We start from the raw sequence: 23135 nt of genomic DNA, 5'->3' as shown, positions 1-23135 counted from the left end.
ATTATAGCAATGCTGTCAGCGATGCCAACTGCGAAATCTCAATATGCGGTAACAGACGGGCATCGTTAATGTGCATCAGGTCGCCTTCGCGCAAATTAATCCAGCATGATTGCATCCCGCAACGCACCGCGCCCGCGACGTCTGTCGTCAGGTCATCGCCCACATGCAGAATGTTTTCCAGCGGGATATCCAGCTTCATCGACGTTTTTTTATACATGTCGGCGTAAGGTTTGGCACGGCCATGATCGCCCGCCCGCAACGTAAACTGGAAATATTGCGCCAGACCACAGGCGTGCGGATCGGCATTGCCGTTAGTGATAGCAACCAGCGGCCAGCGTTCGGCCAGCGCCGCCAGCGCGTCGTGATTTTCCTGCGGAACATAAATCCTGCTGCGCCACTTCGCGAAGGTTTCCATTGTGGCTTTGGTGCCCTGTTCAGCCTCACTGCGACTCAGACCCGCGCGGGTCATCGCCAGCAAAACCGCCTGACGGCGCCATTCGGTGACGTCGTGATAAATCTCCGCGTCCTGCGCCAGTAATTCTGCACGCATCAGGCGGACAGTATCCGGTGCCATATCCGTCAGCGCCGGATGGAAACCCTGCATGAATTTCAGCGTTTCGGTATCGGTACGGCGGATAACGTCGTAATTGTCATACAGCGTGTCGTCTAAATCGAAGGTGATCGCTTCAATGCGTTTCAGCGGACGATAGAACTTCATCAGGATTTTCCTCGTTTTGCGCGGGGATGCGCGGCGTCGTAAACCGTCGCCAAATGTTGAAAGTCGAGGTGGGTATAGATTTGGGTGGTGGACAGATTCGCGTGCCCCAGCAGTTCCTGTACCGCGCGTAGATCCCCGCTGGATTCCAGCACGTGCGTGGCAAAAGAATGTCGTAGTTTATGCGGATGAATATGGCTGTTAACGCCCTGTTTCACGCCCCATTCAGCAAACCGCTTTTGCACGTTACGCGCAGAAATACGGCTGCCTTTGCTCGACAAAAACATCGCGTCATCCTGCGGATTAAAATCAGCGCGGCGTTCCAGCCAGTGTTCGAGCCAGGTGACAGCCGTTCGCCCGATCGGCACTTTGCGCTCTTTGCTGCCTTTACCCAACACGCGCACTTCGCCGGAGGCCATATCGATATGTTTGCAGTCGATACCCACCAGTTCCGAAAGACGCAGCCCGCCGCCATACATCACTTCCAGCATCGCGCGGTCACGCACGGAAAGCGGATCATTGAGATCGATGTCCAGCAGTTTATTCACTTCATCGACATCAAGATTTTTTGGCAAATGCTTGGGTGAACGCGGCGTGGAAATGCCTTTGGCAGGATTGGCGCTTAATACGCCCTGACGCACCAGCCAGTCAAGAAAGCTGCGCAGCGAAGACATGCGCAGCGCCAGACTGGATGGCCCCAAACCGGCGCGTTTACTGCGCGCCAGTAACATGCGGACTTTTGGCGCATCCAGTTGCTGCCAGTGGGAAATACCGATCTCGCCGGAGATGACGATCAGGGCTTCTAACTGGCGGCTGTAATTGGTGGTGGTAAGCGGACTGAGCTGGCGTTCAACATGCAGGTAACGCAGAAACGCCTCGACTGCAGGATAGAGAGGCGATTCGGTGTGATTCATACGCGTTCGATCCAGCGTTCCAGCAGGCCAGGTAACATTTTTGCCAGTTGGTTGAGTAGCACCGTGCCCATTCCTGGCTGATAATGCTGGGGATCACGGCTGCTGAAAATCAGCACGCCCAGCTCACCCTGTTCGCCCATCAGCGACAGTGCGACGGAACCCACGGCTTTCGCCTGCGGCAATAACAGCAGTAATTCCGGACCGTTCAGGCCGCCGAGATAATGCGGCGTTTCGCCCAGACGCTGGATGCGCATGGATTCAAACGCGCTGCGGCTCACCGCAAGATGAGTGAAATCTGATGGCGCGCCGATGCGCCAGCCTTCACTGAACAAGCGCACATTGGCGCCCGCCAGCCCCAGACTGCGTGCCCAGCGTTGCAGGCGGTTAAGCATATCCTGCAAACTGCTGGCCGCCGCAAGCGTGGCCTGAAGCTCGATCATCCGCCCGAACAACGCTTCGTTGACCGAAGCCTGCTCCATCAGCAAGGTAATTTCTTCTTCAAGCTGGGCAATCTGATGACGCTGACGTCCGAGTTGCCATTCAACCAGCGAAATACTGCCTTTCACCGGATGCGGTACGTGCATCTGCTCGACGCTGCGCGCATTGCGAATAAAGAAATCCGGGTTTTGCAGCAGATATTGCATCACGCTGTCATCGTCGAGAGCTATTACCGGTTCAATCTGGTCATCAAGATTGTTCATAGATGAATAAATCCGTCGTAAACATGAGTGGCAGGTCCGGTCATATAAAGCGGATGACCCGGCCCTTTCCAGCGAATGTCGAGGCTGCCTCCCGGCAGTTCCACCTGAACTTCTTCTGCGAGTAAACCTTGCTGAATGCCAACCGCCACAGCCGCGCAGGCACCACTTCCGCATGCCTGTGTTTCACCGGCACCGCGCTCGTACACGCGCAATTTTACGCTTTCCGGGCTGAGGATCTGCATGAAACCGACGTTCACACGCTCAGGAAAACGGTCATGACTTTCCAGCATCGGTCCGAGAACCTCGACTTCTGCTGTCAGCACATCATCCACCTGTAATACGCAATGCGGGTTTCCCATCGACACCACACCGCAAAATACTGTGCGCTCTTCTGCACGCAGAATATAGGTCTTTTCCGGTTTCGCTGCACGGAAAGGCACCTGTTGCGGCTCGAAAACCGGCTCGCCCATGTTGACCTGCACTTCTTCATCTTCGGTGACAGTCAGCACCATGCGGCCGGTCTGCGTGCTGACGCGGATATCACGTTTGTTTGTCAGACCTTTAATGCGGACAAAGCGGGCAAAACAGCGCGCACCATTACCACACTGCGCGACTTCACTGCCGTCCGAGTTAAAAATACGGTAATGAAAGTCTAATTCGGGATCGTAAGGAGGTTCCACCACCAGTAACTGGTCAAAACCTACGCCACGGTGACGGTCAGACAAACGACGGATCAACTCGGGAGAAAAATAGACATTTTGAGTGACGGCATCAACGACCATAAAATCGTTACCCAGGCCGTGCATTTTGGAGAACTGCATAACTGACTCCGTTTACCGCTGGTCAAATCCAGTCGCGATGATCCTTTAAGAAGAGGGTTCTGCCAGCATGGCACGAAACCCCCGACAATTTGCTGGTCAATCTCTGGAGTTCGTCGTGAGGCTTTCTGGTGATACCCCTTTTTCCTGCGACGAACCATCGTTCGCCGTACCCGGAACATTGCTGGTTTTTTGCGTGGCTGATTTTTCCGGCGGTGGGAAATACAACGGCCCTTTAAGTCCGCAACCGGAGAGAGAAAAGAGTATTGTCGCGGCCAGAGACCAGCGTAAAGCGTTTTTCATTTTATGAATGCCCGTAATTCATGCGACCAAGCTCTCTATAATCGCAGGTGGATCATGAAAAGCAACAGGAATCGACAAAACCCCCGGGCACATTTTCAGGGTTTAAAGCGCAGGAAAGCCGGATAATCTGCCACATGTCCGTGATACGGACACCTTTTCTAATGCAACTGGAATTGCTGCTTCAGCCGCGAAGGTTCGACGTCGCTTTCAGGCAAGGTGGCGCAGGCGGCAGAGAGGGCATTGCTGCGAAAAGGGATCACCTGAATCCGGTCATCGAGCGACACAATTTGATAGAACTGCGGCAGGTTGAAGTTAATAAAGCTTGAGCCGTAGGTAAACCGGTCATGGGAAGATGAGTAGAACCGGCTGACATCGCGCACCAGATCCTCTTTGCTGCCTTCGCAGTGGTGATAGACCTCAACACGGTTGGATTCATCAAGAATGTAGATATTAAAGCCGATGTCATCCGAACTGTCTTCGAAGAAGAACTGAATGATCCCTTCGCTGGCGTAGCCGTCAATCACAGCGGGGAGATGCGCCTGATCGGTCTGCAATTTCACCGACAAACCGTGCAGTTTGTTGTTGGAAATCGCGCCATAGAATTCGATCGCATTCTCCAGCTTTTGCACAGAAACGCTGAGACGTTCAAAGAACAGTCCCCAGGTTTGCCCGGCAACACGCACGGCTTTGAAGCGCCCGGGTTCGAGTCGTTTGCTCGACAGGCGAAGCTCAATACATTCCGACACCAGTTGCTGAATCCGCGTACGGATAAGGCCACGTAAATGCTGACTGTAGCAGAACACTTCTACCGATTCCGGCGGTGCAGCATCCTGATGCATTTTGCCCAGAATAGTTTTCAGCGCTTCAAGCACCGCCTGTTCACCGCTGAAATGCAGCGTACGCACTTCATTCCATGAGTTGCGATAGAGCAGGTCAATACTGCCGACCATGCATTGCTGATTCTGCCCGAAACTGAAAACATCCAGCTTACGGAAATCAAAATGCACCACCTGATTGCGGAAAGCTGCGGTCGGATCGTGTTCCAGATTAACGATAATCGCTAAGTGACGAATTTCGCACGGGCTGTACAACGCTTTTGGCGTCGGTGCCGCCAGGCGCAGCGGGAAGTTGTGCGAAACATCCGCCACCAGTTCGCGCAGTTTGGCGATATCACACAAGCTGCCGCTTTTAATGTGCAGACGTGTCGTGGATGTCAGTAGTCCGTTGAAATAGGCCCACGCCACCAGTTTATTCAGATAGCGGTTATATTCCAGCGGCTGGTGGCTGACGATAGATTCCATCGACGGCGACTGATTATACAGATACCAGCCGGTGCGGTTCGCCCGGCCAATCGGCACATGAATAAAGGTTAAATCGCTTTCTGACAGATCAGGTGAAATCTGCGGATTCACCAGCGTGACTTTGCCCGGCAGCGCTTCAAACGCGGCGTACAACTTACGGGTCAGCACGCCGATATCCTGCGGGCTGGCACTGACGCTTAAATTGTTGCGACGGGCAAAGCGGATCAGGTTGCGATAGCTTTGCATCATGGCATCGAGCAGTTCGTTATGCGCTTCGCGCACACGCTCGATTTTCCAGTTCGCCCGGTTATCCAGCATAGCCAGACGTTCTTCATCCCATCCCCATTCAGCCACAAGCTGACTGAGAATTTCACGACGCCAGCCGACCGATGCCCGTGCACGGGAGAGTTTTTCGCAGACTTTTAAATAGAAACAACGGCGGACTAAATCAAGGCGGGTGAAATCTTCAATCTGGGTGAGATAACGGGTCACGCGGTCGAGCATCATACAATAGGAATCAAGCCCGAAGCAGACGATCTCACCCTGATGCAGGCGTTGTTTAATATCCATCGCCAGCAATTGCGTTTTAGGGTATTCCCAGGAGTATGTTTCCAGCAGCAACGTTTTGAGCACCGCTTTATAAGGAGAATCGATACTTTTATACAACTGCCACAAACTCGCGCCGAAATACTCCTCCGCTGACAGCGTACTGAGGCCACCGAGATCGAGCCATTCGTTTGGCGTCAGTGCGCCCTGCGCATACAGCGAAAGCACATATTCGTCGTAATGCGCTTCTTCTTCACCCGGCACCATATTCCATAGAATACGCTTACCGGCCAGACGGACGGCGGTACGGTAGAACTCGTCGAGCAATAAGATGTGCTGCGTTGAACCACAGTCTTCACCACCCAGGCTGCCACTTTCATTGTGGCGGAAGCGGTTTTCGTCGATCAGGAAGAAGCTGACTTCTACGCCCAGCGAGGCCGCCCATTTTTCTAACAGGCTGCATTTTTGCTGTAAGCGGTTACGCTCTTCGTTATCGAGCCAGGACTGATGGCAGACCCAGATATCCAGATCAGAGCTTTGACTCTGGCCAATGGAAGAGGTGCTGCCCATGGAATACACGCCAGTGATCGGCAATTCACCTTTCACAAGAGGTTCGAGCGCGCTGCCCCATTTATCTTCAAGGTCAGTCAGGTAGGTTTGTTGGGATTCATCAGGCGTGAAAACACAGATACCATGCGGAACCTTACCTTCAAGGTATCCCGGCATCAGAGGGTGATGTTGATGTAAAAAGACAGGAAGCAGCTGGTAGACCTGTTGAAACGCAGGACCCATTGCTGCCAGTGCGCGATCTACTCGTAACTGATTGATCGCATCCAATCTTTGCTTCAATGTCTCGATGTAGAGGTACAAGACGTTTCGCCTGATTATGTGTCTGGAAAGAACCCCGTTCCAAATCCGTCATTTATCGTGATGCTTATGCTTTGAACAACCGCGATTGTGCAAATAGTTGACGAATAATTGCTGGAAACGTGATCAATTTAACACCTTGCTGTTTGACCGTAAAGAAAGTAACGCACCACAATTACTCTTCCGCTTCTCTGGATTTTACCGTCTGTTCCGAAACGGAACAAATCTCTTCAACACCCGTTAACCTTCTTTTACGAATGGCTTCTTACGCTGACAGCTTTCTATTGTCAGTGGTAGGATGGGCACAGAGACAGTTAAACGGTAACAAACATGGTAGACAAAATCATTCGAATTGCCACCCGCCAGAGCCCGCTGGCTTTGTGGCAGGCACAATATGTTCAAAGCCGGCTGATGGCCTGTCACCCCGGTTTGCAGGTGGAACTGGTTCCAATGGTGACCAAAGGCGATATCATTTTAGATACCCCGCTGGCCAAAGTGGGTGGCAAAGGTTTGTTCGTCAAAGAGCTTGAACTGGCGATGCTCGATGGCCGTGCGGATATCGCCGTGCATTCCATGAAAGACGTGCCGGTAGAGTTTCCGGAAGGCCTGGGACTGGTCACTATTTGTGAACGCGAAGACCCGCGCGATGCTTTCGTCTCCAATCAGTACGCCAGTCTGGCGGATTTGCCACAAGGCAGTATTGTCGGAACATCGAGCCTGCGCCGTCAGTGTCAGTTGCGTCAGAAACGTCCTGATCTGGTGATCCGTGATCTGCGCGGCAATGTGGGCACCCGCTTATCCAAACTCGATAACGGTGAATACGATGCCATTATTCTGGCTGTCGCTGGCCTGAAACGTCTGGGTCTGGAAAACCGCATCACTTACGCACTGACACCGGAAGAGTGTCTGCCCGCTGTAGGACAAGGTGCCGTCGGTATCGAATGCCGCCTTGACGATCAAACTACCCGCGACTTGCTGGCACCACTGGCGCACCGTGAAACCACGTTACGTGTGCAAGCTGAACGGGCAATGAATATGCGTCTTGAAGGGGGATGTCAGGTGCCAATCGGCAGCTATGCCGAGCTGGAAGGTGACGAGCTCTGGCTTCGTGCGTTGGTCGGCGCACCGGATGGCAGCCAGATGGTGTGTGGAGAACGTCGCGGTCCGGCCGCTAACGCGCACCGCATGGGTGTCGACCTGGCAGAAGAGCTGCTCGCCAACGGCGCGCGCGAAATCCTGCATGAGGTCTATCAGGGGAACGTGCCTAAATGACCATTCTGGTCACCCGCCCCTCTCCGGCAGGAGAAGCACTGGTTAGCCGGCTGCGCGCTCTGGGGCGGGTTGCCTTCCATTCCCCGCTGATTGATTTTGCACCGGGGAACCAGCTCGCATCGCTTCCGAACCTGCTATCCTCATTAAATCAGCAAGATCTGGTGTTCGTGCTCTCGCAACATGCCGTCAGTTACGCTGACCGGGCTTTGCGCCAGTCCGCCACAAACTGGCCGGACACCGTGAATTATTTTGCCATTGGTCGCACCACTGGCCTGATTTTCCACCGGGTCAGCAGCCTGCCGGTTCTCTATCCTCAGGATGGCGAAACCAGCGAGACGTTATTGAATCTTCCGGCATTGCAACGCATACAGGGTAAAAAAGCGCTGATATTACGCGGTAATGGCGGACGGGAGCTGTTAGCCGAAACGCTGACAGAACGCGGTGTCGATGTCACCTACTGCGAATGTTATCAGCGCAGCCCGGTTTACTACGATGCCAGTGAACAGAGTGCACTCTGGCAACGGGCCGGAGTTGATACGCTGGTCGTGACCAGCGGAGAAATGCTGCAACAGTTGTACCAGTTAGTTCCTGATTACTATCGAAATTCATGGTTACTGCGCTGTAATCTGGTGGTGGTCAGTGAACGTTTGGCAGCCCTTGCACGCCAGCTTGGCTGGAGCGCAATTCGGGTTGCTGAGAATGCAGACAATGATGCGCTGATCCGCGCATTACAACTACCTGACTAAGGGATGTGCCAAAATGACGGAACAAAAAAATCCTTCCGCGCCGGATGAGAATGTTGTTATCTCCCCAGCGGTTGAGAGCCCCCAGCCAGACGCTTCCGACCTGGACAAGACGCTGAAAACGTTGCAGAAAAAGCAACGCACCGCGCCGGTACTGGGTGCTATAGCAATTGTATTGGTGATCGCGCTTGGCGCCGGTCTCTATTATCACGGCCACCAGCAGTCGCTGGCGCAGGTTGCCTCAGATGAAGCGCTTTCTGAACAACTCGATGCGCTGCAAAAAACCCAGCAGCAGGACAAACAACAAATCGCTGATCTGCTCGCTCAGCAGCAAAAAACCCGGCAAGAGGCCGATCGTCAGCAGGCTTCCTTTGGTCGTCAGCTAAATGAGCTACAAGACAAAGTCGCCAGCATTTCCGGCAGCGATGCCAAAACCTGGTTACTGGCGCAGGCCGATTATCTGGTGAAACTCGCTGGCCGCAAATTGTGGAGCGATCAGGATGTCACCACCGCTGCCGCACTGCTGAAAAGCGCAGATGCCAGCCTGGCCGACATGAACGATCCGAGCCTGATTGACGTGCGCCGTGCGCTGAACGAAGACGTGGGCAGCCTTTCTGCCGTTGCGCAGGTCGATTTCGACGGCATCATTCTCAAGCTGAATCAGCTATCGAATCAGGTGGATAACCTGCGTCTGGCCGACAATGATACTGACGATTCCCCGATGGACAATGACAGTTCCAGCTTGTCCAGCTCTCTGACCGAATGGCGTCAGAACCTGACCAAAAGCTGGCACAACTTTATGGATGACTTCATCACCATTCGCCGCCGTGATAGCAGCGCAGAACCGCTCCTGGCACCGAATCAGGATGTGTACCTGCGCGAGAATATTCGCTCGCGTCTGCTGATTGCCGCACAAGCCGTTCCGCGTCATCAGGATGAAGTCTACAAACAGTCGCTGGAAAGCGTCTCAACCTGGGTTCGCGCCTACTTTGATACGTCCGATCCTTCGACCAAAGCGTTTCTTGAAGAACTGGACAATCTCAGCCAGCAATCTGTTTCGATGGACGTGCCGGAGGAGCTGAAAAGCCAGCCGATGCTGGAAAAATTGATGCAGACCCGCGTGCGTAACCTGCTTCAGCAGCCCGCCGCCGCCACGCAGGGGGAATAACACATGTTACGAGTTTTCGTGTTGTTCCTGATTGTGTTTGCCGGGATTATTGTCGGCCCGATTCTGGCCGGCCATCAGGGCTATGTCCTGATCCAAACCGACAATTACAATATTGAAACCAGCGTCACCGGTTTAGTCATCATGCTGATCGTGCTGATTGTGGTGCTGTTCTTGATTGAATGGATCCTGCGCCGCGTTCTGCGTACCGGTGCCCGTACCCGCGGCTGGTTTGCCGGGCGCAAAAGCTCTAAAGCGCGTAAGCAAACTCACGCAGCTATGCTCAAGCTGGCGGAAGGCGATCATCGTCAGATGGAGAAATTGCTGGCGCGCAATGCTGATCACGCCGAACAGCCGGTGGTGAACTATTTACTGGCAGCGGAAGCGGCGCAGCAGCGCGGCGACGATATCCGCACCAATCAGTATCTGGAGCGGGCGGCAGAAATCGCGGATATCGACCAGATGCCGGTCGATATCACCCGCGTACGTATCCAGCTGGCCAGAGGTGAAGTTCACGCAGCACGCCATGGCGTTGACCGTTTGCTGGGTCAGTCGCCACGTCATCCGGAAGTTTTACGTCTGGCAGAGCAGGCTTATCTTCTGACCGGCGCTTACGGTTCACTGCTGGAGATTTTACCGTCGATGGCGAAAGCCGATATTCATACCGACGATGAAATTCGTGTGCTTCAGGAGCAGGCTTATATCGGCATGATGAATCAGCTGATGGCTGAAGAAGGCAGCGAAGGCCTGAAGCGCTGGTGGAAAGATCAGAGCCGTAAAACCCGTCATGAAGTGGCCCTGCAGGTCGCAATGGCAACGCATCTGATTGAATGCAACGATCAGGATCTGGCACAGGAAGTGATCCTCGACGGGCTGAAACGCCAGTACGACGATCGGCTGGTCGCGCTGATGCCGAAGCTGCGTTCGGGTAATCCTGAGCAACTGGAAAAAACACTGCGTCAGTTGATCAAACAGAATGGCACAACGCCGCTGCTGAGCAGCACGCTAGGTCAGTTGCTGATGAAGCACGGTGAATGGCAACAGGCGAGCGAAGCCTTCCGTGAGGCGCTGAAACAGCGTCCTGACGCGTATGATTACGCCTGGCTGGCTGATGCGCTGGACAAGCTGCATAAACCGGCAGAAGCAGCGGAGATGCGCCGTGAAGGGCTGATGCTAACCCTGAATAATTCGCAGCAACAGTAATAACCTTGCTGTCTGTAAAAGGCTCCTTCGGGAGCCTTTTTTATGTCGGTCGTAAATTTCAGACAAAAAAAACACTTGTCTGGAAGACAAGTGTTTAAAAACAATCAGGTCTAGGACAACAGATTTAGTGCCTCACTCAACGTTTTGCCTTCTGGATGATAGCGCTTGCGCGTTATCGGTCAGGATGACAATAGGCACTGTAAATTGGCTCTGCATCATTCCCAGGTTTATGAAGCCGGAGCAAACATAATAGGTGGAATGAGCATCTACGGCGAGAATATTGCAGGACGCGTGCCAATATGGCAAGAGTCCGTTTAAAATTTTTTATTTAACTGATAATTAACAGCTTTATTTTCACTAACCCTCAGCAGTCAATTTTTGGAAAGCCAGAGACTTCCCGTTAAACCGCCATTCTGTCGCCAGTGAGCGACGTGTGAATGTCAGCTTATGTGAAGCTTTATTTATCAATAAGATAAGTGTCTCCTGCAAGAGACAGGCATACAGCGGAATGTCGCAGATAAACAACAGGGTGAGTTGAGAAACTCCAGACGAAAAAAAACCTGCTTTAAAAAAGCAGGTTTCTTCGAATGTGGTCGGCGAGAGAGGATTCGAACCTCCGACCCACTGGTCCCAAACCAGTTGCGCTACCAAGCTGCGCTACTCGCCGATGTCGTGCATCTTACTACTTTCTGACGCTAACTGCATCATTTAAATGTATTTTGTGTGTGGTGCGAAGGGAGGGACTCGAACCCTCACATCCGAAGGACACTAACACCTGAAGCTAGCGCGTCTACCAATTCCGCCACCATCGCATGTCACAATCACAAAATCATTTTTAGAGTGGGGTGGCTAATGGGACTCGAACCCACGACAACTGGAATCACAATCCAGGGCTCTACCAACTGAGCTATAGCCACCATATCTCTAACTAACGTGAATTGTCTGACTTCAACATTCCACCGCAACTCTAGCGCATACTAAATGGTGCGCCCGACAGGATTCGAACCTGAGACCTCTGCCTCCGGAGGGCAGCGCTCTATCCAGCTGAGCTACGGGCGCTTAGCGCCGTTGCGGGTGGGGATACTACGGTTTTAACGCTTGGCTGTCTAGTGCTTTTTATCAGAAATATTGCGTTTGATTACGCTTTATCCAATACGAAGTAAAAGTAAGCATCTTGCCTTCCCCACCCGTGACTTACGACGTTATTTTGCTTTTTCTGCCGTCAGCGCAGCGCGCTTATGCATGCCGAGACCGAAGTATATCAGCGAGACTGCCGCGATAAAAATACCGCCGACCAGTAAAGAAACCCGCGTATCCGGATTAATCGCCATACCGACCAGCACACATGCCAGGAAAATCAGCGTCAGGTAGTTGGTATAAGGGAAGAGAACCGATTTAAACGGATGGTTTTTCAGTTTCTCTTTATGTGCATCACGGAAACGTAACTGGCTGATCAGCACCACAAACCACGGCACCATGCCCGGCAGTACGCTGGCGCTGTAGACATACACAAACACTTTCTCAGGATTCGGGATGATGTAGTTCAGGCACGAACCGACCAGCAGACACAAAATGGTGATGGCAATACCGTAAACCGGCACACCACTTTTCGAGACATTGCTCAGAAACGCAGGCAACTGCCGATTCTTAGACAGTGCATAAAGCATACGTCCGCAGCTGTACATACCGCTGTTACAGCCGGACAACGCCGCCGTCAGCACCACGAAGTTGATAATGCCAGCCGCCGAAGCAATGCCAATCTTCGCGAATGTCAGGACAAACGGGCTGCCGTGTGTGCCCATTTCGTTCCATGGGAAAATGGTGATGATGACGAAAATCGCACCGACGTAGAAAATCAGGATACGCCACAGGATATTGTTGATAGCGCGTTTGAGCGTAACCTGCGGATTCTTCGCTTCACCGGCGGTAATCCCCACCAGTTCCACGCCCTGATAGGACGCCACAACGATACACAGCGCAAACAGGAAACCTTTCCAGCCGCCTGCGAAGAAACCACCGTGCGCAGTCAGATTGGCAAAACCGACCGCTTCGCCGTGATTGCCAAAGCCGAAGAAGATTACCGCCAGCCCCACCACGATCATCACAATGATGGTGGTGATTTTGATCAGCGCAAACCAGAACTCCATTTCGCCATACAGTTTAACGGCGGCAAGGTTCGCGGCGGCTACAATCGCCACAGCCATCAGCGCGGGGATCCACTGTGGTAAATCCGGGAACCAGTATTGGGCGTATACTCCGATAGCGGTGATTTCAGAAATCCCCACTGCTATCCACATAAACCAGTAACTCCATGCGGTCAGGTAGCCGTAATATGGCCCAAGATATTTATGGGCGTAGACGGCGAACGAACCGGCAACGGGCTCCAGGTGCAGCATCTCGCCCATCGAGCGCATGATAAAGAAGACGAACACGCCCGCCAGAATATAGGCCAGCAATACTGACGGCCCGGCCCATTTCAGGGTACTGGCCGCGCCCATAAATAATCCAACCCCGATGGTGCCGCCGAGCGCTATCAGCTCAATATGTCTCGCTTCAAGCCCCCGGTGTAGCCCACCCTTTTCCTCTTGATTCGCCATAGTTCCTCAGTTTCTCTTTAATTGTGTTTGCCTTCCGGAATGACCGAAATGTTATTTTTATTTGTGATGATGCCCATATAGGGCGGAAAAACGGCGCTATGGTTCCGCATTTCAGCATGAGTTGCAAATCACAATTGAGAAAGATCCGCACGGGTAGACATGTCAGGGTGAAAACGACAGTAAACGATGGAGTGAAATGAGAGGTAAAACGCCGCGCTGAAGATCAGCCACGGCGCAAGTATTACAGACGACCGGTGTAGTAATAACGGATAAATTTAAGCAGTTTGAGCTGACGACGTAAACGGCTCGGCTGTAAAATCAACCGGTAGAGCCATTCCAGCCCCAGATTTTGCCAGATTTTAGGCGCACGTTTAACATGTCCGGTAAAGACGTCATAGGTTCCGCCGATGCCCATATAAAGCGCATCAGGATGCACAAGGCGGCAATCGCGCATCAGGATTTCCTGTTTTGGTGAACCCATTGCCACGGTCACGATAGCCGCGCCGCTGCTTTTCACCCTTTCGAACAATGCCTCGCGCTGTTCCGGCACAAAATAACCATTCTGGCTACCGACAATATTGACGTTCCACTTGGCGCGCAGCTTTTCTTCTGTCTGCGCCAGTACTTCCGGCTTACCGCCTATCAGAAAGACCGGTGTTCCTTCACGGCCTGCTCGCTCCATCAGCCCTTCCCAGAGGTCAGCACCCGCGATACGCGAGACGTGTGACTGCGGGTATTTACGCCGTATAGCCCGCACAATGCTGATCCCGTCAGGGTACTTAAATTCCGCGTGCTCGATCAGCGTACGCATTTCAGGATTGCTTTCGACCGTCAGCACTTTCTCTGCATTTATCGCCACCAGCGAACCGTTTTTCACCTGATGACCGGCAAAAAGATAATCGAGAAAATGCGCCATATTGCGAAAGCCCCAAAGGCGGATCCCACGGATGTCGTATTGCGGGATTTTATTCTCCAAATTCATCCATCTTCCTTACTGCCAAAGGCTCCATGAGGTTTTTCCTGACCGGCATTTTGGCACGTATCAGCCCGGCAGCGTCAAACATCCAGTACAACAGTTTTGCGACAATCAGGCAGGCGCCGAATACGACACAGAAAAACACCACCCGCGAGAAAAAGGAATCCACGCCTTCGCGGGCAAGTACGATCATATTGAACACAGCACCAAAGCAAAAACTTTGCAAAATGGCGGCCTTATAAATGTTGGTGTCGGCTTTGCCTTTTTCATAAAGCCAGTCGAACCATTTAATGATCATGCCCACAGCCACTGCGCCAAGCGGGATAAACCAAACTCCGCCCATCACAACCAGTGAGCCAATTAGCGTCGGCGAAATGGCCAGACCGGAATGGTTGTCGAGCACATCCCAGGTGAAATAGTTGGCCGTGTTGAGCACTACGCCCGGACGGTCATGCCACAGCCAGCCGGGGATAAAGACGTAGAAATCACGGACAATAGGCGCCAGCCCCTGAAAACTGATTTTGTCGTAATTTTGCAGCAACAGCCCCAGATTTTCCCATGGCGAGAACGTATCACGCGTCAGATAAAGGAACGTGTAAATCGCCTCAGGGCCGCTGACATTCAATCCGTAGCGTTTAAGTGCCAGCCAGAACATACCAACGATACCCAGTACGCCTGCCGCCGCCAGCATCCACAAACTAATCCAGCCGCGTACAATGCCGATAAACAAAAACAGTGCGAACGCGATGATAATATTCGCGCGCGTCCCGCCGACGATGATGTACGTCAGCAGGCCAAATGCGACGGTACTCACCAGGAAAAACAGCCAGCGCTGCGGATTGGGTTTGAGGAAGAACACCACCAGCATCGCCGGCAGGAAGAAATAGAAGAAGCGTTTAAGCGCAACTCCGGACACATCACTGGAAAAAATCTGGCTGTACGACTTGAGCTTAAACAGCAAAAAGCCGTTATGCGCAAAGAAAATAGAAACCGTCACCACCGCAATCAGCGCCAGCAACATCCAGGTGAGATGGGTTTCGACACGGTTCATCGTAAACAGCGGGCGGGACGGGCCTTCATGTTTCGCCCTGAGCCGCGTTTTATAGCTGACATAATAAATACCGTAAAAACAGGTTGCGGCCAGCATCGCCTGTAACAGGTTTTCAACCGGTACGACGTTGACATCGAACTGGAAAACCAGCAGACAGGTCAGCGGAAAACCAAAATAAAATGTCAGCAGATACAACAGCGAAAACAGGACGTTGAAGTTAAAACGTACGCGGCGGAATTCTTTATAAGTCAGCGTCAGAATGAACAACAGCGAGAACGCATAAACGACAGACAGGCCGCCAAGCTGTGCCATTGTCATGATGTTTCTCCTGCCGCCAGCAGTAATGCCTGTTGCCAGCCCGCGATGTAATTCGGGTTGAAGAAGGCGATATTCTCCCGATCCGTGTTCAGCAACTGACGGCGCGCTTCGGCCACGGTTCTGGCATCCAGCGCATCACCATAAAACAGTACCGGCAGATTTTGCTCCGCCAAATCCTGCCAGAACGGGTTCTGACGGCTGACCACAAACGGCACGCCGAACTGAATCAGCAAACACTGCGTCCCGATACCCTGCTGGCGGTCGAAAATAAAATACCCCAGCGAGCAACGGCGCAGCACATCAAGATAATCAGCAAAAGGCATCGAGCCAGTCATCACTTCAATGTTTTCGGGCGCAAACAGTTTCAACGCTTCACTGTGCACCTGGTCGATGTACGCATGATTATTGGCCGGATACCCCATCGGGATAATCACCCGGATATCCGCACCAAACTGCTGATGCAACGAACGCAGCGCTTCAATATGTCGGTTAGTGCGGTCACCGGAATTGCCGACCAGCACCGTCATCGGCCCTGTCGGTTCAGGCTGACCGGCTGGAAGCGTCAGTGACGGATCCATGCGCGTCGGAAAATACAGTAATGAGGACGGTACACGCGGATGTCGCTGATGGAAATAAATCAGATCGCCGCGGGTAGCGAAAACATGGCCGATACGTCCCTGTGCCAGACGACGCATCAGATAGAACAGACGGAATTTCAGACCCCCTGCCGATTCATAAAGATCGGCACCCCAGATGTGCCAGCTGGCCTGTTGCGACTTAATTTTGCCGGTCAGCAGCGCCAGCCAGAGCGTCGGGTTGAACTGACCATGGAAGAAGAAGTGATGTGTGCGATCCTGGGCGCGGGAAATAACCGCATCGGCCAGCGATTTTTTGTCCGGATAAACACGAATATCCAGACGAGTGAATTCAGCAAATGCTGATGCATCCGCTGCCGCCACCATAAAATGATAAATCAGCTTTTCAGGCGCACATTCGGCCAGAACATCATTAAAAAAGCGCAGCACGGTGACATTATGGTGGGGAATGTCAGATCCCAAAACGTGAATCAGCGTTGTCATGCTCGTCTACGATAAATAACAAATACGGTACAGCACAGGGCGAAATAAACGACATACGTCGCCATATACGCTTGCGCGGCGCCAAGAGAACCCCGTATCGGGATCAACCAATGTGAAAAACCCGTCAGTAACGCAAACTGGCTGATTTCAGTCAGCACGTAAAAGCGCAGAGACGCTCTCGCAATCACCAGATAGCCAAAAACATACGAGCCGACTTTCAGTACGTCACCGACTAACTGCCAGGCAAACAAATCGCGCATTGCGATAAATTGTGTTGAAAACAGCAACCAGATGGCGAAGTCGCGCAGCAGCCAGACAGTAAAACTGACGGCCGCCACGGCGGGCAGAACAAATTTTAGCGACTTAACGATTTCACGCGAGACATCGCGTTTGTCAGTCATGCGCGATAACGTCGGCAATAAATACACGCTGAAAGAAGCGGTGATAAACTGCAAATAGGCATCAGAAATACTGCTGACGCCCTGCCAGATCCCCACATCCTTCCAGCTGTAATGCTCCGCCAGCAGATTTCGCATCATCACATACGCCACGGGCAACGTAACAGACGTGATCAGCGCCATCAGGGTAAATTTCCCCAAATGGCTGGCGATAAAGCGATCCCAACCCGGTTTTAAGTAGGCCAGCGGAAAGGTTTTTCGTCGCCACACCATGCCACCCGCAGGGAGTATTACCAGTGCAGGCACCAGCGCCAGCCCGGCCAGCGCGCCTTCATAGCCACCCAGTTTGAAACACAACAGATAGGCCAGTAAACCAATCAGACTGCCGCCAATCACGGCCAGCGCATTACCCATCGCATCACGATAACCTTTCAGGATGGCCTGAAAGTAGTTGGCGTAAGCAATGCCCATCTGGATAAAGGCCACGGCCCGGACAACGGCCTGATAGCGATCGTGCCCGAACAACCCGACACTGATGGGCCCGGCGGCCAGCAAAAAGATGGTGGCCAGCAGCGTCGAGAAACCCAAAATCAGCGAAGACGACGTGCCGAGTACGGCTTTAAGCCGCTCAGGATCCTGATGATATTCGGCAACGTATTTGGTTATACCATTGAAAATACCTGCACCGGACAGAACGCCAAGTACGGTTACGAGCTGGCGGAAATTGCCTGCCTGCCCCACGCCTTCAGGGCCGAAGGTTACGGCCAGCAATTTCACCACCAGCAACCCGGCACCAATTTTAATCAGCGTAGAACCGGCGGTCCAGACTGATGCTTTTGCCAGCGACATATCAGGCGAAATATTGCAGCATGGCCGCAATCACGACGCGCTGCGTGTCATCGGTCATGTTGTAAAACAACGGTAAACGCACCAGCCGCTCACTCTCTTTTGTCGTGAAACGATCGACACCCGCGAAACGACCAAAATTTTCGCCCGCCGGACAAGCATGCAGCGGGATGTAATGGAATACGGTGAGAATATCGGCCGCTTTCATGTGACGAATAAAGGCATCGCGGTCGTCGATATCGTTCAGGCGCACATAGAACATATGGGCGTTTTGCACACAATCTTGTGGAACCGAAGGCAACTGAATGCGGCCTGCATCGGCCAGATCCTGCAACACCTCATAATACTGATTCCAGATTGCCAGACGGCGCTGATTAATCTTTTCAGCCGCATCCAGATTTCCCCACAGATACGCAGCCTGCAAATCGGACATCAGATAGCTGGAACCAATGTCGCGCCAGGTGTATTTATCCACCTGACCGCGGAAGAACTGGCTGCGGTTGGTGCCTTTTTCACGAATGATTTCAGCACGATCAATCAGGGCCGGATCATTAATCAGCGTGGCACCGCCTTCGCCGCCCGCCGTGTAATTCTTGGTTTCATGGAAACTGAAGCAACCGATATGGCCGATCGTGCCCAGCGCTTTGCCTTTGTAGGTCGACATCACGCCCTGCGCCGCATCTTCCACCACAAACAGATGATGTTTTTCGGCGAGCGCCATAATGGTGTCCATTTCACAGGCCACGCCCGCGTAATGCACCGGGACAATCACTTTCGTTTTCTCCGTGATAGCCGCTTCAATCAGGGTTTCATTAATATTCATGGTATCCGGGCGGACATCCACAAACACGATCTTCGCACCGCGCAAAACGAACGCATTGGCCGTCGAAACAAACGTGAAGCTCGGCATAATCACTTCGTCGCCGGGCTGAATATCCAGCAGCAACGCGGCCATTTCCAGCGAGGCCGTACAGGACGGCGTGAGCAAAACTTTCGGACAGTTGAAACGCTGTTCAAACCATTTCTGGCAGCGCAGGGTAAACCCGCCGTCACCGCACAGTTTGCCGCTGTTCATTGCCTCGCGCATGAAATCAATTTCAGTACCCGCAATCGGTGGCGCATTAAAAGGGATCATCGTTTCACCTGTACAACCAGTACGCCGTGCGGATAACTTTGCCACCGCTGGCGAGATAAAGATTTAAGGCCGCGATATTGCCGGTTTGCGTGGCCACATACATTCGCGACACGCCCTGTTCAGCACACCATTTTTTCGCAGCCGCCATTAACTTTTTGCCCGCTCCCTGCCCCTGATATTCAGGTCTGACAGCCAGCAGGCCAATTCTTGCTTCGTCTTGCGAAATACGACGCAAGGTGACAAAACCCAGCGCATTGCCCTGCTCGTCATCGGCCCAAAGACAAAGATGGTCGAACGTACCCAGCACCGCCTTTTCCGACCACATCGCATAGAAACGGGCGCTGTCATCAGGCTGATACCAGGGCGCGCGAAAACGGCTGAGATGAAAAGCCTGACGGGCAATCGCGGTCACATCCGCAATATTGTCCGGTACCGCCAGACGCCCGGCCATCAGCGCATTATCTTGCGTCGTCACCGCGACACAAATGTCCGTTTCACCTTCTGCCAGCCGGAAACCCAGCGCAGAAAGTGCGTCCAGCGTGTGCGTTTGTGACGCATCCACTTTCGACTGCACCAGCGCATATTGTTCCAGCCTCTGCGGCGTGATTTCACCGGCAGAGGCCTCTGGCGTCAGACGCGCACTGTTGAGCTGGAAGAAATCACTCTCCCATTCGAGCGGGGCGATATTGCCGTGCAAAGGCAGGTTTATCGCCATACGCCTTTGGTATCCACAATCCATGACTGCCGGACCTGATCAGCAGGGATCGCTTTGAACGGCTTGTGATCGACTAACATCACCAGCAGATCGGCTTCTTCCAGCGCGCGATCAAGGGGATGTAACGTCACTTTGTCCGCCAGAGAAGCAGGAAGCTGATGCACATTAGGCTCAACCGCCCAGGTTTCTCCGGCGTGCCAGTCGGCAATCAGGTGCGTCACTTCCACTGCCGGGCTTTCACGGAGATCGTCAATATTCGGTTTAAACGCCAGACCAAAGCAGGCGATTTTGATGTCGGCTGCACGTTTGCCCGTGGTAGTCAGGCAATCTGCCAGTGCCGCTTTCACGCGCTCCACCACCCAGTGCGGTTTGCTGTCGTTCACTTCACGCGCCGTGCGGATAATTCTTGCCAGCTCAGGGTTTTGCGCAACAATGAACCACGGATCAACCGCAATACAATGCCCGCCCACACCCGGCCCCGGCTGCAAAATATTTACCCGCGGATGGCGGTTCGCCAGGCTGATCAGTTCCCAGACGTTAATGCCCTGCGCATCGCAAATCAGCGACAATTCGTTAGCAAAGGCAATGTTTACGTCACGGAAACTGTTTTCCGTCAGCTTGCACATTTCGGCAGTGCGGGAGTGGGTAATAACACATTCGCCTTCGAGAAAAATGTTATACAAATCGCTGGCACGCCGTGAACAAACTGATGTCATGCCACCAATCACGCGGTCATTTTTAATCAGTTCAACCATCACCTGCCCTGGCAACACGCGCTCCGGGCAATAGGCAATATTGATATCGGATTGCTCACCGGCCTGCTGAGGGAAGCTCAGGTCAGGGCGGACTTCTGCCAGCCAGGCGGCCATTTGCTCTGTCGCACCCACTGGTGACGTGGACTCCAGAATGATCAGATCGCCTTTTTTCAGAACCGGCGCCAAAGAACGTGCCGCAGATTCGACGAATTTCATATCCGGTAAATGATCGCCCTTAAATGGCGTCGGGACAGCGATCAGGAAAGCATCCGCAGGTTCAGGCTGAGTCACTGCCCGCAAAAATCCCGCATCAACCGCCTGTCTGACCAGAAGGTCGAGATCGGGTTCAACAATGTGGATCGCACCGCGGTTAATCGTCTCCACGGCATGCTGATTGATATCAACACCCACCACCTTTTTCTGGCGTGAGGCAAAAGCGGCGGCGGTTGGCAGACCGATGTAGCCCAGTCCGATAACAGAGATAGTGTTAAAACTCATTGTGATACCCAATGATTTTTCAATGCGTCAAGAATGTGGCGGCAGGCATGCCCGTCGCCGTAAGGATTGTGCGCCCGGCTCATGCTGTTGTATTCGTTTTCATCGTTCAGCAGACGGTTCACTTCCTCGACTATTTTAGCGGGATTTGTACCCACCAGCCGGACTGTTCCGGCATCAACCGCTTCCGGACGTTCTGTGGTTTCACGCATCACCAGCACGGGCTTGCCCAGTGAAGGCGCTTCTTCCTGCACGCCGCCGGAGTCGGTCAGGATCAGATAGGCTTTATCCATCAGATAAACGAACGGCAGATAATCCTGAGGGTCAATCAGCACGATATTGTCGATGCTTTGCAGAATGCGGTTCACCGGCTCGCTGACATTGGGGTTGAGATGCACCGGATAAACAATTTGTACATCAGGGTGCTTGCACGCAATTTCCGCCAGGGCCGAGCAAATCCGCTCAAAGCCTTCGCCAAAACTTTCACGGCGGTGGCCCGTCACCAAAATCAGCTTTTTGTTCGCATCAAGAAATGGATAGTTATCAGCCAGTTGCTGGGCCAGCGAGGCATCGCTGTTAAAGCGGTCGCGAACCCAGAGCAGTGCATCAATCACCGTATTTCCAGTGACAAAAATATTCTCTCCGGCAATATTTTCCCGCTGCAAATTGGCACTGGCATTCTCGGTGGGCGCAAAGTGCCATTTCGCCAGATGACCTGTTAACAGGCGATTGCCTTCTTCCGGCCACGGAGAAGACAGATCTCCGGTACGCAGGCCTGCTTCAACATGCCCGACGGGGATCTGGTGATAAAACGCCGCAAGGCTGGCGGATAACGTCGTGGTGGTATCACCGTGAACCAGCACAATGTCAGGCCTGAACTCATCCAGAACAGGCTTAAGCCCGGTCAGGATCCGGCTGGTAATTTCTGTCAGACCCTGCCCTGGTTTCATGATGTTGAGATCATAATCCGGAGTAATTTCAAAGAGGCGCAATACTTGATCGAGCATTTCACGGTGTTGAGCCGTAACACAAACTTTAGATTCAAAAGCCGCATCCTGCGACAAAGCAAGCACCAGCGGGGCCATTTTGATGGCCTCCGGACGAGTGCCGAAAATCGTCAACACTTTCACAATGTGTTTCTCTTATTTTTACGGCGAGTCAGGGCAACACCAGCCCCGATTAAACCACCGACAATGCCCCACATAATCATCAGTAATGCCCGGCGCGGGCTGTCACGTTTTACAGGTTCTTCAGGCGTTCTCAAATAACGATAAGTCTGGAATTTTGCCGTAAGCGTTGGCCCGACGTTGAGGGTCGACAGCATCGCACGGTTCTGATCGTAGTCCAGATCATACCCCGGACCGGATGCTTGCAGTAATTCAAGACGGGCCTTGAGCATGGGCACACCCAGCAGGAACATATCGGAATCCGGTAATTCTTCAGCGGGGGTGTCAGTCACACTTTTATGAATGTTTTGCTGCTGAGCAATCTTCAGTGCCTGCTCGGTATTATGCGTGGTGCGCTTGAAAATAGTCTGAGCAACTTCTTCCTGACGTTTGACCTGCGCTTTCATTGACTGCGTTCGTGCCGCCCACGCGCCTTCCAGTTCATCATACAGATGCTGTGCAGCACGCTGGCTGGCAAAATCGACATACTGGCGTAAAAGCTTATTAGCATCAGCGGCGTTTTCCGCAGTGAGTTTCACAATATCGTTCGGCACTTTCGGTACATCACGGGCAGTAAACTGAATGTCATTGATCATTTCATCCAGCAAAACGGCATCAGCACGCGCATCATTTTCCTGACGTTGCTTGTAATAAGGGCTATGCAGCCAGAAATCCCGGCGGGTGTCATAAGCCGCGAGTTGCATGACAAACTCGTTGTAGGCTTCATCAGAAATGGGTGGCCTGCTGGCGTCTGACTGCGGCGCGTTATGCACATCCAAATTACGCAGAAACTGTGCCTGCGAGAAATAGGACGAAAGATTATTGACCGTAGGTCGATCCGTGATCGCCGTGGAACTCCATTCCTGTTTCATCAGGTAAGACGAACCCAGGGCGATTAAGGCAAAGAGTATCGCCAGACCTGCAATCCAGAATTTTCCGTTCCATAAAGTGCAGCACAACCCACGGATATCAAGCTCGTTCTCGATGGCGTGTTCGTTCTGGTTTCTCATCATTTCTGGTTTATCCACAGCCAGTATGCCCTTGCTTAAAAGAGTG

Annotated in this window: 20 protein-coding genes and 4 tRNA genes; 4 read left to right on the top strand and 20 right to left on the bottom strand. The window is 52.8% G+C overall.

The window, feature by feature from the left end; all coding sequences use genetic code 11:
- Position 1 precedes the first annotated feature (1 nt).
- From yigB to DXU84_RS21545, 6 genes are all read right to left on the bottom strand, one after another.
- A complete protein-coding gene (gene yigB / locus DXU84_RS21570; protein WP_037035464.1) occupies positions 2-718 on the bottom strand; it encodes a 5-amino-6-(5-phospho-D-ribitylamino)uracil phosphatase YigB in 717 nt (238 codons plus the stop codon).
- Positions 718-1629 carry a tyrosine recombinase XerC gene (gene xerC / locus DXU84_RS21565; RefSeq protein WP_112152373.1) on the bottom strand — a complete coding sequence of 304 codons (912 nt, stop codon included), beginning with the start codon at positions 1627-1629 and terminating at the stop codon, positions 718-720. The genes yigB and xerC overlap by 1 nt, the downstream gene beginning before the upstream one ends.
- Complete coding sequence (locus DXU84_RS21560; RefSeq protein WP_013577517.1) at positions 1626-2330, bottom strand: DUF484 domain-containing protein; 705 nt, start codon at positions 2328-2330, stop codon at positions 1626-1628. Before DXU84_RS21560 ends, xerC begins: the two co-directional genes overlap by 4 nt.
- Entirely contained in the window at positions 2327-3151 is an 825-nt protein-coding gene (dapF, locus tag DXU84_RS21555) for a diaminopimelate epimerase (protein ID WP_153376632.1), read from the bottom strand. The genes DXU84_RS21560 and dapF overlap by 4 nt, the downstream gene beginning before the upstream one ends.
- Positions 3152-3247: 96 nt before the next feature.
- A complete protein-coding gene (locus tag DXU84_RS21550; protein WP_013577519.1) occupies positions 3248-3451 on the bottom strand; it encodes a lipoprotein in 204 nt (67 codons plus the stop codon).
- A gap of 158 nt (positions 3452-3609) precedes the next feature.
- Complete coding sequence (locus DXU84_RS21545; RefSeq protein WP_013577520.1) at positions 3610-6168, bottom strand: class I adenylate cyclase; 2559 nt, start codon at positions 6166-6168, stop codon at positions 3610-3612.
- A 327-nt stretch (positions 6169-6495) separates the two neighbouring features.
- Here DXU84_RS21545 and hemC point away from each other — a divergent pair, with 327 nt between their 5' ends.
- The 4 genes from hemC to hemY are packed head-to-tail and all read left to right on the top strand — an operon-like array spanning position 6496 to position 10548.
- Positions 6496-7437, top strand: coding sequence for a hydroxymethylbilane synthase (gene hemC, locus DXU84_RS21540; protein ID WP_037035462.1), 942 nt, complete (start codon positions 6496-6498; stop codon positions 7435-7437).
- A complete protein-coding gene (gene hemD / locus DXU84_RS21535; protein ID WP_037035461.1) occupies positions 7434-8183 on the top strand; it encodes a uroporphyrinogen-III synthase in 750 nt (249 codons plus the stop codon). The genes hemC and hemD overlap by 4 nt, the downstream gene beginning before the upstream one ends.
- A gap of 13 nt (positions 8184-8196) precedes the next feature.
- Entirely contained in the window at positions 8197-9348 is a 1152-nt protein-coding gene (gene hemX / locus DXU84_RS21530; RefSeq protein ID WP_131638551.1) for a uroporphyrinogen-III C-methyltransferase, read from the top strand.
- A gap of 3 nt (positions 9349-9351) precedes the next feature.
- The gene (gene hemY / locus DXU84_RS21525) at positions 9352-10548 is read left to right on the top strand and encodes a protoheme IX biogenesis protein HemY (RefSeq protein ID WP_013577524.1); all 1197 of its coding nucleotides are present in this window, start codon (positions 9352-9354) and stop codon (positions 10546-10548) included.
- A 590-nt stretch (positions 10549-11138) separates the two neighbouring features.
- Here the strand turns inward: hemY and DXU84_RS21520 are convergent.
- The 14 genes from DXU84_RS21520 to wzzE form a co-directional block, all read right to left on the bottom strand.
- Positions 11139-11215: transfer RNA gene (locus tag DXU84_RS21520), tRNA-Pro, on the bottom strand.
- 59 nt (positions 11216-11274) lie between these two features.
- Positions 11275-11360: transfer RNA gene (locus DXU84_RS21515), tRNA-Leu, on the bottom strand.
- 29 nt (positions 11361-11389) lie between these two features.
- A tRNA-His gene (locus DXU84_RS21510) sits at positions 11390-11465 on the bottom strand.
- A gap of 65 nt (positions 11466-11530) precedes the next feature.
- Positions 11531-11607: transfer RNA gene (locus tag DXU84_RS21505), tRNA-Arg, on the bottom strand.
- Positions 11608-11750: 143 nt separating this feature from the next.
- Positions 11751-13145, bottom strand: coding sequence for an amino acid permease (locus DXU84_RS21500; protein ID WP_013577525.1), 1395 nt, complete (start codon positions 13143-13145; stop codon positions 11751-11753).
- 241 nt (positions 13146-13386) lie between these two features.
- A complete protein-coding gene (gene wecG, locus DXU84_RS21495; protein WP_013577526.1) occupies positions 13387-14127 on the bottom strand; it encodes a lipopolysaccharide N-acetylmannosaminouronosyltransferase in 741 nt (246 codons plus the stop codon).
- Positions 14111-15490 (bottom strand): ECA oligosaccharide polymerase, encoded by a 1380-nt coding sequence (wzyE, locus tag DXU84_RS21490; protein WP_112198178.1) that lies wholly within the window; start codon positions 15488-15490, stop codon positions 14111-14113. The genes wecG and wzyE overlap by 17 nt, the downstream gene beginning before the upstream one ends.
- Entirely contained in the window at positions 15487-16569 is a 1083-nt protein-coding gene (locus DXU84_RS21485; RefSeq protein WP_112198179.1) for a TDP-N-acetylfucosamine:lipid II N-acetylfucosaminyltransferase, read from the bottom strand. The genes wzyE and DXU84_RS21485 overlap by 4 nt, the downstream gene beginning before the upstream one ends.
- Positions 16566-17816, bottom strand: a complete 1251-nt coding sequence (gene wzxE, locus DXU84_RS21480; RefSeq protein WP_119262186.1) for a lipid III flippase WzxE — start codon at positions 17814-17816, stop codon at positions 16566-16568. Before wzxE ends, DXU84_RS21485 begins: the two co-directional genes overlap by 4 nt.
- Position 17817: 1 nt before the next feature.
- Positions 17818-18948 (bottom strand): dTDP-4-amino-4,6-dideoxygalactose transaminase, encoded by a 1131-nt coding sequence (rffA, locus tag DXU84_RS21475; protein ID WP_112152379.1) that lies wholly within the window; start codon positions 18946-18948, stop codon positions 17818-17820.
- Positions 18949-18952: 4 nt separating this feature from the next.
- Positions 18953-19687 (bottom strand): dTDP-4-amino-4,6-dideoxy-D-galactose acyltransferase, encoded by a 735-nt coding sequence (gene rffC, locus DXU84_RS21470; RefSeq protein WP_153376631.1) that lies wholly within the window; start codon positions 19685-19687, stop codon positions 18953-18955.
- Positions 19654-20916, bottom strand: coding sequence for a UDP-N-acetyl-D-mannosamine dehydrogenase (gene wecC, locus DXU84_RS21465; RefSeq protein WP_112152381.1), 1263 nt, complete (start codon positions 20914-20916; stop codon positions 19654-19656). Before wecC ends, rffC begins: the two co-directional genes overlap by 34 nt.
- Entirely contained in the window at positions 20913-22043 is a 1131-nt protein-coding gene (gene wecB / locus DXU84_RS21460) for a non-hydrolyzing UDP-N-acetylglucosamine 2-epimerase (protein ID WP_013577533.1), read from the bottom strand. Before wecB ends, wecC begins: the two co-directional genes overlap by 4 nt.
- Positions 22040-23092 carry an ECA polysaccharide chain length modulation protein gene (wzzE, locus tag DXU84_RS21455; RefSeq protein WP_013577534.1) on the bottom strand — a complete coding sequence of 351 codons (1053 nt, stop codon included), beginning with the start codon at positions 23090-23092 and terminating at the stop codon, positions 22040-22042. Before wzzE ends, wecB begins: the two co-directional genes overlap by 4 nt.
- Positions 23093-23135: the final 43 nt, after the last annotated feature.

The sequence above is a fragment of the Rahnella sp. RcJ3 genome (genome assembly GCF_009498575.1).
Taxonomy (GTDB): Bacteria; Pseudomonadota; Gammaproteobacteria; order Enterobacterales; family Enterobacteriaceae; genus Rahnella; species Rahnella aceris.
This window is presented reverse-complemented; position numbering and strand designations above follow the sequence as displayed.